The sequence below is a fragment of the Aureimonas phyllosphaerae genome (genome assembly GCF_900113065.1).
Lineage (GTDB): Bacteria > Pseudomonadota > Alphaproteobacteria > Rhizobiales > Rhizobiaceae > Aureimonas > Aureimonas phyllosphaerae.
This window is the reverse complement of record NZ_FOOA01000001.1, coordinates 135,495-151,648: the sequence shown is the minus strand read 5'-3', so window position 1 is coordinate 151,648 and position 16,154 is coordinate 135,495. Positions and strand designations below refer to the sequence as shown.

13 protein-coding genes and 1 pseudogene are annotated in these 16,154 nt (G+C 67.1%); 9 read left to right on the top strand and 5 right to left on the bottom strand.

Annotation, left to right across the window (positions count from 1 at the left end):
- Positions 1–224: 224 nt before the first annotated feature.
- Genes BM175_RS00755 through BM175_RS00740 form a run of 4 tightly spaced genes read left to right on the top strand, consistent with a single transcriptional unit; the run spans position 225 to position 6,352 of the window.
- Entirely contained in the window at positions 225–1,751 is a 1,527-nt protein-coding gene (locus BM175_RS00755; RefSeq protein WP_090958055.1) for an acyl-CoA carboxylase subunit beta, read from the top strand.
- A gap of 26 nt (positions 1,752–1,777) precedes the next feature.
- Positions 1,778–2,194, top strand: a complete 417-nt coding sequence (gene mce / locus BM175_RS00750) for a methylmalonyl-CoA epimerase (RefSeq protein ID WP_090958053.1) — start codon at positions 1,778–1,780, stop codon at positions 2,192–2,194.
- On the top strand, positions 2,181–4,343 hold the full coding sequence (scpA, locus tag BM175_RS00745) for a methylmalonyl-CoA mutase (RefSeq protein WP_090958052.1): 2,163 nt from the start codon (positions 2,181–2,183) through the stop codon (positions 4,341–4,343). Before mce ends, scpA begins: the two co-directional genes overlap by 14 nt.
- An 11-nt stretch (positions 4,344–4,354) precedes the next feature.
- Positions 4,355–6,352, top strand: a complete 1,998-nt coding sequence (locus BM175_RS00740) for an acetyl-CoA carboxylase biotin carboxylase subunit (RefSeq protein ID WP_090958050.1) — start codon at positions 4,355–4,357, stop codon at positions 6,350–6,352.
- Between the two features lie 15 nt (positions 6,353–6,367).
- Here BM175_RS00740 and BM175_RS00735 read toward each other — a convergent pair whose 3' ends face one another.
- The gene (locus tag BM175_RS00735) at positions 6,368–7,303 is read right to left on the bottom strand and encodes a cation diffusion facilitator family transporter (protein ID WP_090958048.1); all 936 of its coding nucleotides are present in this window, start codon (positions 7,301–7,303) and stop codon (positions 6,368–6,370) included.
- 148 nt (positions 7,304–7,451) lie between these two features.
- Between BM175_RS00735 and BM175_RS00730 the strand changes: the two genes are divergently transcribed.
- Positions 7,452–8,531, top strand: a complete 1,080-nt coding sequence (locus BM175_RS00730) for a tartrate dehydrogenase (RefSeq protein WP_090958046.1) — start codon at positions 7,452–7,454, stop codon at positions 8,529–8,531.
- Positions 8,532–8,542: 11 nt separating this feature from the next.
- Here the strand turns inward: BM175_RS00730 and arsC are convergent, their stop codons facing one another.
- The 3 genes and pseudogenes from arsC to BM175_RS00715 form a co-directional block, all read right to left on the bottom strand.
- On the bottom strand, positions 8,543–8,947 hold the full coding sequence (gene arsC / locus BM175_RS00725) for an arsenate reductase (glutaredoxin) (RefSeq protein ID WP_090958044.1): 405 nt from the start codon (positions 8,945–8,947) through the stop codon (positions 8,543–8,545).
- Between the two features lie 41 nt (positions 8,948–8,988).
- Positions 8,989–9,711: a haloacid dehalogenase type II gene (locus BM175_RS00720; RefSeq protein ID WP_090958042.1), complete on the bottom strand. Its 723-nt coding sequence runs from the start codon at positions 9,709–9,711 to the stop codon at positions 8,989–8,991.
- A gap of 61 nt (positions 9,712–9,772) precedes the next feature.
- A pseudogene (locus tag BM175_RS00715) lies at positions 9,773–10,411 on the bottom strand (DinB/UmuC family translesion DNA polymerase); the annotation flags it as partial.
- A 266-nt stretch (positions 10,412–10,677) separates the two neighbouring features.
- Here BM175_RS00715 and dinB point away from each other — a divergent pair.
- Positions 10,678–11,823, top strand: coding sequence for a DNA polymerase IV (gene dinB / locus BM175_RS00710; RefSeq protein ID WP_061934923.1), 1,146 nt, complete (start codon positions 10,678–10,680; stop codon positions 11,821–11,823).
- Between the two features lie 456 nt (positions 11,824–12,279).
- On the opposite strand, the gene BM175_RS00705 is transcribed toward dinB, so the two are convergent.
- A complete protein-coding gene (locus BM175_RS00705; RefSeq protein ID WP_061934921.1) occupies positions 12,280–12,609 on the bottom strand; it encodes a helix-turn-helix domain-containing protein in 330 nt (109 codons plus the stop codon).
- A 230-nt stretch (positions 12,610–12,839) separates the two neighbouring features.
- Here BM175_RS00705 and BM175_RS00700 point away from each other — a divergent pair, with 230 nt between their 5' ends.
- From BM175_RS00700 to BM175_RS00690, 3 genes are all read left to right on the top strand, one after another.
- The gene (locus BM175_RS00700) at positions 12,840–13,457 is read left to right on the top strand and encodes a hypothetical protein (protein WP_061934919.1); all 618 of its coding nucleotides are present in this window, start codon (positions 12,840–12,842) and stop codon (positions 13,455–13,457) included.
- A gap of 202 nt (positions 13,458–13,659) precedes the next feature.
- Entirely contained in the window at positions 13,660–13,995 is a 336-nt protein-coding gene (locus tag BM175_RS00695; RefSeq protein WP_061934917.1) for a hypothetical protein, read from the top strand.
- Between the two features lie 40 nt (positions 13,996–14,035).
- Positions 14,036–15,958, top strand: coding sequence for an AAA family ATPase (locus BM175_RS00690; RefSeq protein WP_244492577.1), 1,923 nt, complete (start codon positions 14,036–14,038; stop codon positions 15,956–15,958).
- Positions 15,959–16,154 lie beyond the last annotated feature (196 nt).

Sequence of the window (16,154 nt, the reverse complement as noted above, 5' to 3'; positions counted from 1 at the left end):
CGCCTGCAAACGCTGATGAACCGGGACACGGCACCCTTCGCGCTGCCCCTGCGTTGCGATGCCGACCGAGCCGGACCGAACATGAGCAGCGTGGCGCTTCGTCGCGCGTTGCAGGGTCGACGCCTCGGATGCTGGAATCTGCGAAAGCTTCCGCTCGTCGTGAGACGGTGGTTGCAGCGGGCCTGTCCCTTCCTCCATCCTGCACCGGCAAAGGGAGGCCGTGCATGTCGTCGACGATTGAGGAACTCGAACGCCGCCGCGCAGCCGCGCGCGAAGGCGGCGGCGAACGGCGTGTCGCCGCGCAGCACGGCAAGGGCAAGCTCACGGCTCGCGAACGCCTCGACGTGCTGCTCGACGAAGGTTCGTTCGAGGAACTCGACATGTTCGTCGAGCACAACTGCACCGACTTCGGCATGGAAACGCAGATCGTGCCCGGCGACGGTGTGGTCACGGGCTCTGGGACCATCAACGGCCGGCTCGTCTTCGTCTTCAGCCAGGACTTCACGGTGTTCGGCGGTTCGCTCTCGGAGCGCCACGCAGCCAAGATTTGCAAGATCATGGACATGGCGCTGAAGGTCGGCGCGCCGGTGATCGGGCTGAACGATTCGGGCGGCGCCCGCATCCAGGAGGGTGTCGCCTCGCTCGGCGGCTATGCCGAGGTGTTCCAGCGCAACGTGCTGGCGTCCGGCGTCGTGCCGCAGCTCAGCCTCGTGATGGGGCCGTGCGCGGGCGGCGCGGTCTATTCCCCGGCGATGACCGACTTCATCTTCATGGTGAAGGATTCCAGCTACATGTTCGTCACCGGCCCGGACGTGGTGAAGACGGTGACCAACGAGGTGGTGAGCCAGGAGGACCTCGGCGGCGCGGTGACGCACACGACGAAATCCTCGGTCGCCGACTGCGCCTTCGAGAACGACATCGAGGTGCTGCTCGCCGCGCGCGACTTCATGGGTTTCCTGCCCGCCTCGAACCGGACGGGGGTGCCCGAGCGCCCGAGCCCCGACCCGTTCGACCGTCTGGAGCCGAGCCTCGACACACTGATCCCGCCGAGCGCCAACCAGCCCTACGATATGCACGAGCTGGTCTCAAAAGTCGTCGACGAGGGCGAGTTCTTCGAAATCCAGCCGAACCATGCGGGCAACATCATCGTCGGGTTCGGGCGCATCGAAGGGCGCACGATCGGGCTCGTGGCCAACCAGCCGATGGTCCTCGCGGGCTGCCTCGACATCGCGGCCTCGAAGAAGGCGGCGCGCTTCGTGCGCTTCTGCGACGCCTTCGAGATCCCGATCGTCACCTTCGTCGACGTGCCGGGCTTCCTGCCGGGCGTCGCGCAGGAGCATAACGGCATCATCAAGCACGGGGCGAAGCTGCTTTTCGCCTATTCCGAGGCGACGGTGCCGAAGATCACGGTCATCACCCGCAAGGCCTATGGCGGCGCCTACGACGTGATGGCGTCCAAGCATCTGCGCGGTGACCTGAACTACGCCTGGCCGACCGCCGAGATCGCGGTGATGGGCGCGAAGGGCGCGGTCGAGATCATCTTCCGCGGCCGGAGCGCCGAGGAGATCGCGACCCGTACGGCGGAATACGAGAGCCGCTTCGCCAACCCGTTCGTCGCGGCGTCCAAGGGGTTCGTCGACGAGGTGATCATGCCGCATTCCACCCGGCGGCGCGTGGCGCTGGGCCTGCGCAAGCTGCGGGGCAAGCAGCTGCAAAATCCCTGGAAGAAGCACGACAACATTCCGCTATGAACGACAGAGGGACGGGAGGCCCCGCGATGTTCGGACGCTTGAACCATGTCGGGGTGGCGACCCCCTCGATCGCGCGCGCGGGCGAGCACTACGCTGCGCTGTTCGGCACGGAGGCGGTCGGCACGCCCTTCGATCTGCCCGAGCAGGGCGTGAAGGTCTGCTTCGTCGACGCCGGGAACACGCAGGTCGAACTCATCGAACCGCTGGACGACGCCTCGCCGGTCGCCGGTTTTCTCCAGCGCAATCCGGCCGGCGGGCAGCACCATCTCTGTTTCGAGGTCGCCGATCTCGATGCCGCAATCGCGGACCTTGCATCCCGAGGCGTCCGCGCGCTCGGACCCCCGCGCATCGGCGCCCACGGGACGCGGATCGTCTTCCTGCACCCGCGCGACATGGGCGGCGTTCTGATCGAACTCATGGAGGCCCCCGATGGCGGACACTGAGCGGCCTTCGCTGCGGGACTGGGACGCGCTGGCGGCGCGCGAGGTGAAGGGCCGCGATCTCGACTGGGAGACGCCCGAGGGGATCACGGTCAAGCCTCTCTACACCGCCGAGGACGTCGCCAGCTGGGATCCCGGCCTGCCGGGCTTCGCGCCTTTCACACGCGGCGTGCGCGCTTCGATGTATGCCGGGCGCCCCTGGACGATCAGGCAATATGCCGGGTTTTCGACCGCCGAAGAGTCCAACGCCTTCTATCGCCGCAATCTCGCGGCGGGCCAGAAGGGCCTGTCGGTCGCCTTCGACCTCGCCACCCATCGCGGCTACGATTCGGATCACCCCCGCGTCGTCGGCGACGTCGGCAAGGCGGGCGTCGCGATCGACACCGTCGAGGACATGAAGATCCTCTTCGACGGCATCCCCTTGAGCGAGATGTCGGTGTCGATGACCATGAACGGGGCGGTGATCCCGGTCCTCGCCTTCTTCATCGTCGCCGGCGAGGAGCAGGGGGTGCCCCGCAACCGGCTTGACGGGACCATCCAGAACGACATCCTCAAGGAGTTCATGGTCCGAAACACGTATATCTATCCGCCCGAGCCCTCGATGCGGATCGTCTCGGACATCTTCGCCTATACCAGCGCCGAGATGCCGAAGTTCAACTCGATCTCGATCTCCGGCTACCACATGCAGGAGGCGGGGGCGACGCAGCTCCAGGAGCTCGCCTTCACCATCGCCGACGGCATGGAATATGTGCGCTACGGCGTGGCGTCCGGCCTCGACATCGACAAGTTCGCCGGGCGCCTGTCCTTCTTCTTCGCCATCGGCATGAACTTCTTCATGGAGGTCGCCAAGCTGCGCGCCGCGCGCGTCCTCTGGCACCGGGCGATGACGGAGCTCGGGGCGAAGGACGAGCGCTCCAAGATGCTGCGCACCCACTGCCAGACGAGCGGCGTCTCGCTGACCGAGCAGGACCCCTATAACAACGTCATGCGCACCACGATCGAGGCCATGGCGGCGATGCTCGGCGGCACGCAGTCGCTTCACACCAATGCGCTGGACGAGGCGATCGCGCTGCCGACCGACTTCTCCGCCCGCATCGCGCGCAACACGCAGCTCGTCCTCCAGGAGGAGACGGGCATGACCCGGGTGGTCGATCCGCTCGGTGGCTCCTACTACGTCGAGAGCCTGACCAAGGCCTTGGTGGACGGGGCTTGGGCGCTCATCGAGCGCATCCGTGCTGAGGGCGGGATGGCCAAGGCCGTTGCGGCCGGCTGGCCGAAGGCGATGATCGAGGAAGCCGCGGCGGCCAAGGCCGCGCGGGTCGACCGCGGCGAGGACGTGATCGTCGGCGTCAATCGCTACCGGCTGGAGGCCGAGGCGCCGATCGAGATTCTCGACGTCGACAACCATGCCGTCCGCGAGGCGCAGGTCGCGCGGATCGAAAGGGTCAAGGCCGAGCGCGACGCCGAGGCCGTCAGGGCCGCGCTGGATGCCCTGCGCCAAGGAGCTGCCGGCCGCGGCAACCTCCTCGAGCTGGCCGTGGCATGCGCGAGAGCCCGTGCGACGCTCGGCGAGATCTCGGCGGCGATGGAAGACGTCTTCGGCCGTTTCGATACGCAGCCTCGGCCGGTCAGCGGCGTCTATGGCGGAGCCTACGCCGACGATCCCCGCTGGACGCGTCTGACGGACGCCGTGGCGGCGACGGAGCGGCGCCTCGGGCGTCGGCCGCGCATGCTGGTCGCCAAGATGGGGCAGGACGGGCACGATCGCGGCGCCAACCTCGTGTCCTCGATGTTCGGCGATCTCGGCTTCGAGATCGTGCCGGGCCCCCTGTTCCAGACGCCGGACGAGGCCGCGGCTCTCGCGGTGGAGCGCGAGGTCGATATCGTCGGCGCCTCGTCACTGGCGGCCGGCCACAAGACGCTGATCCCGGACCTGATCGCGCGCCTCGGCGAACTCGGCCGCTCCGACATCAAGATCGTGGCCGGCGGCGTCATCCCGGCGCAGGACTACGACGCGCTTCGCCGCGCCGGTGTCCATGCGATCTTCGGGCCCGGCACCAATCTCGTGGAGGCGGCGGCCGAAGTGCTGCGCCTCCTCGGCCACAACATGCCGCCGGTCGGCGACACCGGCGATCGCAGCGCCGCAGAATGAAAGCGTCCCCCGTGTTCCGTAAGATCCTGATCGCCAATCGAGGCGAGATCGCCTGCCGCATCATACGCACCGCCAAGCGGATGGGCATCGCGACCGTCGCCGTCTATTCCGATGCCGACGCGCTGAGCCCGCATGTTCGTATGGCGGACGAGGCCGTGCGCCTCGGGCCGGCGCCCGCGGCGGAAAGCTACCTGCGCGCCGACCTCATTCTCGAGGCCGCGAAGGCGACCGGCGCCGACTGCATTCACCCCGGCTACGGCTTCCTCTCGGAGCGCGAGAGCTTCGCGCGCGCCTGCGAGGACGCCGGCATCGCCTTCGTCGGCCCGCCGCCCGGCGCCATCGCGGCGATGGGCGACAAGATCCAGTCCAAGAAGCTGGCGAAGGCGGCCGGCGTCAACGTCGTTCCCGGCTTTCTCGGCGAGATCGAGAGCACGGACGATGCCGTGCGGATCGCGTCCGAGATCGGCTTTCCCGTGATGATGAAGGCTTCTGCCGGCGGCGGCGGCAAGGGTATGCGGCTCGCTTGGGGCGAGGGCGACGTGCGCGAGGGCTTCGAGGCGGTCAGGCGTGAGGGGCTGGCGAGCTTCGGCGACGACCGCGTCTTCATCGAGAAGTTCATCGAGAGTCCCCGCCACATCGAGATCCAGGTGCTCGGCGACAAGCATGGTACCGTCCTCTACCTCGGCGAGCGCGAGTGCTCGATCCAGCGGCGGCACCAGAAGGTGGTCGAGGAAGCGCCGTCGCCCTTCGTCACGCCCGAGATGCGGCAGGCGATGGGCGAACAGGCCGTCGCGCTCGCCAAGGCCGTCGGCTACCATTCGGCGGGTACGGTCGAGCTCATCGTCTCCGGCGCCGATCCGACGGGAAAGAGTTTCTATTTCCTGGAGATGAACACGCGTCTTCAGGTGGAGCATCCGGTGACCGAGATGGTCACCGAGCTCGATCTCGTCGAGGAAATGATCCGGGTCGCGGCGGGCGAGCCGCTGCGGATCGGTCAGGACGACGTTCGCCTCGATGGCTGGTCGATCGAGACCCGCATCTATGCGGAAGACCCGTATCGCGGTTTCCTGCCGTCGACCGGCCGCCTGACCCGCTATCGCCCGCCGGCGTCCCGCGACGGCGTTCGCGTCGACGACGGCGTCGCCGAGGGCAGCGAGGTCTCGATGTTCTACGACCCGATGATCGCCAAGCTCGTGACCCACGGTTCGACGCGGGGCGAAGCCATCAACCGTCAGGTCGAGGCGCTCGACCGCTTCGAGCTGAGCGGCCTCGGCAACAACATCGATTTCCTCTCCGCAATCATGCAGCACCCGCGATTTCGCGACGGGCACCTTACCACCGGCTTCATCGCGGAGGAGTATCCTGAAGGCTTCACCGGCACCGAACCGGACGCGGCGCTGGCGCGAAAGCTTGCGGTGGCCGGCGTTCTCGTCTCGGTTCTCCGGGCCGATCGCGATGCCCGGATCGACGGTCAGCTCGGGCCGCCGATCCGGCCGAATGCCGCGCGCATCGCGCAACTCGGCGACCAACGTTTCGAGGTCGTCGTCTCCGGCGAAGGCGGCGAGCGTCGTGTCTCGATCGATGGATCCGGACCCGTGCCGGTCGCCCTCGACTGGCGGTTCGGCGAGGCGATGGCGCGATTGCGGTTCGAGGGCGAGGACCTGTCGCTGCGCATCCGGCCGACCCTGACGGGCGCGCGCATGACGACGCGCGGCGCGACCCACGAGGTTCGCGTTTCCCTGCCGCGGGTGTTCGAACTGTCTCGCCACATGCTCCACAAGGAGCCGCCGGACCTGTCGCGCCTTTTGATCTGCCCGATGCCGGGCCTCCTGACGCGGCTCGGTGTGAAGCGGGGAGATCGTGTGGAAGCGGGGCAGGTGCTGGGCACCATCGAGGCGATGAAGATGGAGAACAACCTCAGGGCGCCGAAGGCCGCGACGATCGGCGCGGTGCACGCGGCGGTCGGCGACAGCCTGCCCGCCGACTTCGTCATCCTCGAATTCGAATGACGGGGCGCGTCCGCGTCACCGGATCGCGCTGGCGCGCTTCGCCCAGGTGCCGGCCGTCTGCGGCTTGACGAAGACGGTGGTCACGTCGGGCAGTTCGGCCTTCACGCGCGCCTCCAACCGCTGGACGCAGGTTTCGATCTCGGGCGCGGTCATGTGATCCTCGAACTCGACGCTGAGCGCGACCACGATCTGGCGCGGCCCGAGCTGGGTGGTGATCACGCCGTTCGCCTTCTGGATCGCCGGGTCCGCCTCCGCCGTCTTGAGGATCGCGGCCTGCACGGCCGGTAGCGCCGGCTCGCCGATCAGCAGGCCCTTGCTCTCGCGGGCGAGGAAGATCGCGACGCCCGCCAGCACGATGCCGATGCCGACCGAGGCCACGCCATCGAGCTCCGGTCGTCCGAGCGCTTGCGCGAGAAAGATACCGACAAACGCGATAGCAAGGCCGATCAGCGCCGCGCTGTCCTCGAGAAGCACCGTGAAGGTCGTCGGGTCCTTGCTGCGCGTGATCGCCTCGACATAGCCGGCCGATCCCTTCTGCTCTCGGAATTCGCGGAGCGCTACGACCCAGGAGAAGCCTTCGAAGAGGAACGACGCCGCGAGCACCCCGTAGTTCCAGCCGACATTGTCGATCGGCTCGGGCTCCATGATGTGGTGGATGCCCTGGTAGATCGACACGCCGGCGCCGAGCGCGAAGACGAGAAGGGCGACGATGAAGCTCCAGAAATAGAGCTCGCGTCCGTGGCCGAGCGGATGCGTGCGGTCCGGCGGGCGGCCCGCGCGACGCATGCCATAAAGGAGGAGCACCTCGTTGCCGGTGTCGACAAGGGAATGCACACCCTCGCTGAGCATCGCCGACGAACCGGTGAAGAAGGCGGCGGCGAACTTCGTCGCGGCGATGAGCGCGTTGCCCGCCAATGCCGCGTAGACCACCGTCTTCGAACCGTCTGCCACGCGCCATCACCCATAGTTGATCGCTGCCGAAATTGGCGCGGGTGGGGAAAAGGTCGAGGGCGGGGCGGGAGCTGCGCAGCGCGTGCGACTTCATCCGGCGGCCGAAACCCCGTAAGCCGGTTCGCGACGCCAGGAGGATGACGCCGCCATGCAGACCTACAGGATCGCCGCCATTCCCGCCGACGGCATCGGGCCGGAGGTCATCGCCGCTGGCCTTCAGGCGCTGGAGGCGCTAGAGCGGCGCGGCGGTGGCTTCAGGCTGGACGTGACGCAGTTCGACTGGGGGTCGGACTACTACCGGAAGCACAGCGTCATGATGCCGGCGGACGGCACCGAGCAGCTGAAGGGTTTCGACGCCATCTTCTTCGGCGCCGTGGGCGCGCCCGATGTGCCCGATCACGTCACGCTGTGGGGGCTGCGTCTGCCGATCTGCCAAGGCTTCGACCAGTACGCCAACGTGCGCCCGACCAAGCTCCTGCCCGGCATCGTCTCGCCGCTCGCCGGCGTGAAGCCCGGCGACCTCGACTGGGTGATCGTGCGGGAGAACTCGGAAGGCGAATATTCCGGCCACGGCGGGCGTGCCCATCGCGGCCTGCCGGAGGAGGTCGCGACCGAGGTCGCGATCTTCACGCGCGTCGGCGTCACCCGGATCATGCGCTATGCCTTCCGCCTCGCGCAGTCGCGCCCGCGCAAACTCCTGACTGTCGTGACGAAGTCCAACGCCCAGCGCTTCGGCCTGGTGATGTGGGACGAGATCGCGGCGGAGGTGTCGGTCGAATTTCCCGATGTGACCTGGGACAAGATGCTGGTCGACGCGATGACGGTGCGGATGACGCTCAAGCCGCAAAGCCTCGACACGATCGTCGCAACCAACCTCCATGCCGACATCCTCTCGGACCTCGCCGGTGCGCTGGCCGGAAGTCTCGGGGTCGCGCCGACGGCCAACATCGACCCGGAGCGGCGCTTCCCCTCCATGTTCGAGCCGATCCACGGTTCGGCCTTCGACATCACCGGCAAGGGCATCGCCAATCCCGTCGCGACCTTCTGGACGGCGGCGCAGATGCTGGAGCATCTCGGACAGCCGCAGGCCGCCCGGCGCCTGATGCATGCCGTCGAGACGGTGACGGGCGGTGGCGTGATGACGCCGGACGTCGGCGGCACGGCCACGACGAAGGAGGTGACGGACGCCGTGTGCGAAGCGATCCGCGGCTCCAACATCGTGCCTTGAAGCCGAACGTTTCAGGCGGTTGGGCCGACCATTTCGCCGTCCTCCTTGCGGAAGCACGCCACAGGACGCTCCAGGAGCTCCAGCACACGTTCCGACGGGCGGCATAGGGCCGTGCCCTTGGCCGTCACGACGATCGGACGGTTGATCAGGATCGGGTGCGCCATCATGGCGTCGAGGATCGCATCGTCGGAGAGCGCGGGATCGTCGAGGCCGAGTTCGGCATAGGGCGTGCCCTTCTCGCGCAGGAGCTCACGTGGGCCCAGACCCATCGCGCCGATCAGTTCGACGAGACGCTCGCGGCTCGGCGGCGTCTTCAGGTACTCGATCACCGTCGGATCCTCACCCGATTGGCGGATCATCTCCAGAACGTTGCGGGACGTGCCGCAGGCGGGGTTGTGGTAGATCGTGACGCTCATCGTGGGGTCCGGGTCGGAAGAAAGAGGCGCGGCGGGGCGGTCTAGCATCCCAGTTGCCTTGCGGCATCCACGAGATCCTCCGCCACCACGTCCCAGTCTCGCGCGGGCTCGAGATCGGTCGCTTGTTCGGAGCCGTGCTCGCGCGGTCGGCAGATGAAGACGGTGCGAAGGCCGAGGGCGCTGGCGGCTGCGAGGTCGTCGTTGTGGGCGGCGACCATGGCGGCGCGTTCGGGCGGCAGGCCGACGGCTTCGATGGAGCGCAGGTAGGTTTCCGGCCGCGGCTTGTAGGTCTGCGCGATCTCGGCCCCGACGATCACGTCCCACGGCAGGCCGCCGAAACGCGCGAGGTTCATCATGCCTGCGATATGGCTGTTGGAGATCGGGCCGATCGCGAAACGACGCTTGAGGCGTGCCAGCCCTTCGACGCTGTCCGGCCATGGATCGAGCCGCTCCCACGCGCGGTTGAGGTCGGCCAGTTCGCTGTCGGGCAGGGCTGCGGGTTCGACGCCATGGCGCAGGAGGACGCGTCCTAAGTTCTCGCGGTTCAGGATGTCGAGCCGCACGAACGCGCGCTCGCCTGACCGCACCCGTTCCATGGAAGGCTGGTACTCCGCCCGCCATTCGTCGGCGAAGCGTGAGGGATCGACGTCGATCCCATGACGCCGGAGAAACGGTTCGGCCCTGCGCGCGACGCTCGTGCGCCAGTCGACCACGGTGCCGAAGACGTCGAAGCCGAGAAAACCGATCGTGTCGAACGTATCCATGCCCGCGCTCCCTGATTGGCCTTCGAAAGATAGATCAGGACCTGCGACCGTCAGCCGCCGGTCACAGCGGCAGCGCGAACTGGACGGGCGGTGGGGCCGACATGGTTTCGTTGGTCAGCGCCGAAAGCGTCACGCCGAGAAGGCGGACACCGCGTGGATCGGCCGGCAGATCGTCGATCAGGCGAAAGGCCGCCCGCTCGATCTCGGCACGCGAGCCAACGGGCGCGGCGGACGACAGGGCGCGGGTGATCTGGCGGAAGTCGGCATACTTGACCTTCAGCGTCACGGTCCGCCCCCGCGTTCCTGCCCCCTCGCAATGCCGCCAGACCTTGTCGATGATTGGCCCCAGCGCCTCGCGCATCGCGTCCGGCGTATGAAGATCGGCGGAGAACGTGTTCTCGGCCCCGACCGACTTTCGGATGCGGTTGGCGCGCACCGGACGCTCGTCGATGCCGCGCGAGATGCCGTAATAGTAGGGGCCGATCTTGCCGAAGCGCTCCTGCAGGAAGGCGAGGGACTGCGCCTTGAGGTCGGCGCCCGTGTGGATGCCGAGCCGCTCCATCTTGGCGACGGTCGCCGGGCCGACGCCGTGGAAGCGGCCGACGGGCAGCGTTTCCACGAAGGCCGCGCCCATCGCGGGCGTCACCACGAAGAGCCCGTCGGGCTTGCGATGGTCGGAGGCGAGCTTGGCGAGGAACTTTTATAAGTAGGTTCGGCTGTCAACTGAGAGAGAGACCATTGAGATCGTTCGGGTTTTTCGGACAGTTTACGAAAAAACGTAAACTAAATTCAGCGGGCCACGGCGTAATCTGGGAGTACGCACCGATGGGGGAGCCTTCGACCAACACCCAATCAGTTGTGGATCGCGTGACTGGCCCCGATTGAGCCACGTTCGTCCGTAGAGTACATTTCGTGAACATGGAGCACGTGGGGAAGCCCAAACCTGGGGGGACGCGAGGTCCAGCAATGCCTGCCACCGACCCGGACCATACGCAGGCCGCACTCTCGTCGGATGCGCCCCTTAAGCCGACGCGTCAGCGCAAAGTCATCCATGTCGACATGGACGCTTTCTATGCAAGCGTGGAGCAAAGGGACAACCCCGAGCTGCGCGGCCGACCCGTCGCTGTCGGCGGATCGCGGGAACGAGGCGTGGTCGCGGCGGCAAGCTACGAGGCGAGGCGCTTCGGGGTTCACTCTGCCATGCCGTCAGTCTCCGCAAAGCGCTCGTGCCCCGAGCTCGTGTTCGTGAAGCCGCGCTTCGACGTGTACAAGGAGGTCTCGCTCCAGATCAGGGCGATCTTCTCCGAGTACACGTCCTTGATCGAGCCGTTGTCGCTTGACGAAGCGTACCTCGACGTCACCGAAAACCTGAAGGGTGTAGAGTACGCCACCCAGATCGCGAGGGAGATACGGACTCGCATCTGGGAGGAAACCAGCCTGACAGCATCCGCTGGTATCAGCGTGAATAAATTCTTGAGCAAGATGGCATCCGATCAGAACAAGCCGAATGGCCAGTTCGTGATCACGCCAGATATGGCTCCGTCTTTCGTTGCGGGTCTCCGGGTCGGGAAGTTTCATGGCATCGGACAGAAGACCGAGGAGAAGATGAATCGCCTCGGAATCTTCACTGGCTTAGATCTACGGGCCATGTCAATTGAAGCCCTTCGACAAAACTTCGGCAAGTCGGGGAGCCACTACTATTGGATCGCCCGAGGCATCGATGATCGGCCGGTCCGCCCGGATCGCATCAGGAAGTCCGTCGGCGCCGAGAACACCTTCGAGCGTGACCTCTCCTCCTACGAGGAGATGACGGAAGTCCTGGCTCCAATCATCGACAAGGTATGGAACCATTGCGCGAGGACCGGGATACGCGGTCGTACCGTCACCCTGAAGGTCAAGTACCAGGACTTCCAGCAGATCACGCGAAGCCGGTCGGTGCAGGACGAGGTCCAGGGTAGGGACGGCATCGCCCGGATCAGCGGAGAGCTGCTCGCGGGTCTTTTCCCCATGCCGAGGCCCGTCCGTCTCCTCGGCGTGTCCCTTTCGGGTCTCAACACCGAGGCCGACGAGGCCGTGACGGATGATGGCCCGCAGCTCTCGCTGGGGCTCTAGGAAAGCCGAACCAGGCGCCGGCGCGAGGATCCCGGTCACCTCCGCTTACGACCCGTAACGTGCGACATGCGCGCCATCGGCGGCGGTGCACGTTCGGCTCGGGCGGCGACCGGTATGCGCTTCGCCCGGTTGTTGTCCCATCGGGCGCCCCTGACCAACGCCCGCGTGCCCGCCAGTGGGCAGTGCGGGCATCCGAACGGAGCATGGCGGATGCCTGCCCGTTCCTCCCGCGCCGGCCCCGGCCTCCGGACGCTAGCCGCGGTCGAGGATTCAGGCTCAGTCCTCCTTGCGGCCCCGAGCGTGGCCGGCATGCCCCTGCCATCATCGTGAAGCCAAGGTGCTGACCTCCCGTCCCATCCGCAGTCGTCACGACCGGACGCAGGACGTGCCGCGCGCCGAACATGGAGTCCAGTTGGATCAGGCTGCTCTCGAACGGAGGTGGCGGGCGGACCGCTATCAGGTTTCGGGTTCGGCTTGGTTCATCCGGCTGCGGCGCTGGTCAGCTCGTTTCCGCGTCCAATCCATACCGGTTTCGCGAGAGACGCGAACGCCGGGACCGTGCGACTCCGTCTCCCCCAAGAAGATCACGCCCTCCTCCTCCAAGACCTCCTTCAAGATCTCCAACGTGGAGAGCAGGCAGTCGGGATTGCCCGCCTCCAAGTTCAGGAGCGAGCGGCGCGACACCTGGGACCGTTCCGCCAACTCGTCGAGGGAGAGTTTGGCCAGCAGCCGAGCGGCTTGGAGAAGGTTCGGATCGAAGGGCATCTGCGCCTGAGCATCGCCCATGTGTCGTCCTTGTCAACAATTAGGGCGGTCCTGCGCTCGGTTGCACTTGAGGTGCAGTCCATTAGCGTGAGAGTGCAGTCCGTTGCATTTCTCGCCTCCACATCGTAAGGAATCGCCATCGAACGACGGCGTCGCCGATTCGCGGGGGACGACCCCGTCCGCGGCGGGGCGCGCGAGCGGAGGTCGGTGACGTGCCCCCAGTCCCATCCATTCACGAAGAGATCCTTGGAATGGCCCAGGCACGCCGCGACCGGAGGTCCGCGCGCCATGCGGACGAGGCGAACCGTCGGGAGACTTCGCTCGGGGCACGCCTTCCGTCCGCCGACGAGCTCCTGCGCGGCCATCCGCTCCTCGGGAACGACATCAGGCGCGACATCGTAGGATTCGTGGATAGCGCCTTTGTAGAGCTGACGGACGAGGAGGCCGCAGCTTCGCTGCGCCGGCTTGCGGAGGCATCTCGCGTCGGCAAGCAGGACGGTGAGGCGGACGACGCCGCCATCCTGAGTGCGCTGCGGGCATGCCGCCTGTCGTCCGAAGCGGACGCCGACGGTAGCATTCGCCTCCGCTGCGTGATCTACGCCGCACTGCTGGGCGACATCGACGCCGCGCATGCCGTTGCCGCGGAAGCCGCGCTTGCAGCCTACGTACAGGACTGGCACCTCGAGGGCGACGGCAGCGTGCTCGTCTGGCAGGCCGCGGCATGGTCCGCCTATGCCGCGACCCAGGTCGGCGTCTTCAGGCGGCTGCCCTACGCAATCACCGAGATGCCGTCGGCCAGGGAGCGCGTGGACGCGTTCGCCGACGAGTTCCGCCTCAGGGTTGGCCGCCTGGCGGCCGAGGTGGACTGACCGTGCGGTTCGTTCCGAAGGCAGGCTTGGCGGAGGCAAGCGCCCCGCAGGCGCCGCACAGGGGACCGACACCTGGCCGGGTCCTGCGGCACCGAGCGACGCCGGGTCTAGCCAACCCCACGGCACGGATATGCCTCGCCAACTGACGCCCACCCCCGTCGGTACCGCGCCGCCGCGAGCGGCCAAAGCGAGAGCACACCCCATGACCATCCTTCTGACCGCCCATGGGTGGCGGGACCAGCTCGACACCGAGATCGAGCAAATTTCCGACCTCCTGCGCGACCTTTGCCACCTTCGCGATCACGGCTTGCCCCCGGGTCACATCCTTGCCGCCGCGCCCCTTCTCGACGACTGGTCCCCGGCGGCGCGCAAGGTCCCTTGTCTCGTGGGACGCCCCCACGGCCATCCACACGTCTCCGGACGAAAGGCTGCCGTGACGTCCCCGCTGTGCCTTCTGTCCCTCGAACAAGGTTTCGCCCGAACCGCCAGCCGCTTCTGGCGCTTGGGCAACGCCGCGGCGGGGGTGTCCGATGTCTAGGCGCCTCGACATCGAACCCAACTCGATCGCCGGACGCCTGATGCCAGCGACGAGGATCGCGGACGAACTCCTACGTGCGACGTTCACCCAAGGTGGGTTTCCGAAGGCGCTGTCGCGGGAGGCGAGCTTGGTCGTCGTCTACGGGGTTCGTCCCGACGACGCGGCCATCCTCAACCTCGCCGCGCAGGACCTGATCGGCGGAACCGAGGATGATGCCTGGAGCGTGGAAGCCAGGGTGCGGGACTGGACGGACTTGGATGCCCAGCGTCCGGATTATGTCCAGCGCCTTCTGAACGAGGCCAGCGTCGCCACGCGTACCGTTATCGTCCTTTGCCGGCGCCGAGCGGACGTGCCCACCGTCGTCGAAGCGGTCGCCGACGCCGTCCTGCCGCTCGCCGACCGCAAAGGGACTGTCGAGGCGTTCGTGGAGGAGATCGGCAAGTTCCTGCCCGACACGGCGCTCGTGGCGCGGTTGTCGGCCTTGCCGCTCACGTACCTCAACCTCGTCTTGAGGCCGGGGGCGTCCCGCGAGCGCATGTGGACCGTCGCCGGGCGCCTGCGGCGAACCGTCAAGTCGAACGGGGACAGGAAGCCAAGTCCGCAGGACGACAAGCGGACCAAGAAGGCGGGAGCTACCCGGCCAACCCGATCGACCAACGAAAGGCATCCCGAGCGTCTCGAAGACATGCCGGGCATGGGCGAAGCCCAGCGATGGGGCCTGTCCCTGGCTGCCGACCTAGCCCGCTACCGCGATGGCTCACTGCCGTGGAGCGACGTGGAGAACGGTGCCGTCCTCCACGGGCCGCCGGGAACGGGAAAAACGCTGTTCGCGCGCGCGCTGGCGGGGTCCTGCGGCGTCCCGCTGTTTTCGCATTCCTTCGCCTCGTGGCAGGCCAAGGGCCATCTGGGAGACCTGCTCAAGGCGCTTCGCGCCGCCTTCGACGAGGCTCGGAAGGCTGCCCCGTGCGTTCTGTTCATCGACGAGCTCGACTCCGTGGGGAACCGCGAAGAGCCGTTAGGAGACCACGCCTCCTACCAGCGCCAAGTCGTCAACGGTCTCCTGGAATCCCTCGACGGCACCGTCGGCCGCGGCGGCGTCGTGGTCGTCGCGGCAACCAACCACATCGCCGCCATCGACCGGGCGGTGCTCCGGCCGGGTCGGCTGGGTCGCATCGTCGAGATCACCCTTCCCGACGTCGCAGGGCGGGTCGCAATTCTCCGACACCACCTTCGGGGGGACCTGGCCGACGTCGACCTCCAAAGCCTCGCCGACGAAATCGGCGAGGCTTCAGGTGCAGTGCTGGCGCAACTCGTGCGCGAGGCTCGAGCCGCTGCCCGGCAGGACACCAGGTCCCTGCTTGAGGCCGATCTCTGGACTGCCCTGCCGAAGGGCACCGAACTCTCCGAGGCGTCGTTCCGGCGGGCATGTGTCCATGAAGCTGGGCACCTTGTCGTCGGGTTGGAACTGGCCGCCGTTTCGGGCCTCGTCCCAACCGGCGCGTCGGTCCGGCGCCGCGTTCGGAACGGCAAGGAGAACAAGACCGACTTCAGGGTCGACGAGGGGTTTGACAGTACGCGGGAAAGCCTGGAGGCGACACTCATGGTTTTCATGGCAGGCCTCGCGGCGGAGGAGGTCGTCCTCGGCTCAAGGGGCGCCCTCTCGGGAGGCAGCGCGGATGCGGACCTTGTCAGGGCGACGAAGCTTGCGCGGTCGGCGCAGCGCTCGCTTGGCCTTGGCGAGCGACTGTCGTCGATGCCGAAGGACGGGGTCGCTGCCTTGGACGACCTCGACCTGTCGAGACGGGTCGAAGACATGCTGACGAGGTGCCTGACAGAGGCGAAGCTGATCGTCGAGCGGCGAAGGCCGGATGTCGAACGTGTGGCCGCGCGGCTCGTCGAGGCGCAGGAGTTCGCCCTGGGGGTCGACGTTGCGTCACCTCTCAGCTCCTCAGCGGCGCCATGACGTACCGGCTGGCTCGCGATCGTTGCGCCAACGAGTTTGACCGTCCCTGTCGGCGAGCGTGGGTCGTGATCACCAATCAGCAGTTTGAGGCGCTCGTTGTGAACAGGGGAACCGCACCGGGAAAGCTCGAGGCCGAGCGTGTCGAGTTGTAGGCCTGACGAATCGTCTTCTTGCAACTGCGACAGTGACGGTTTGG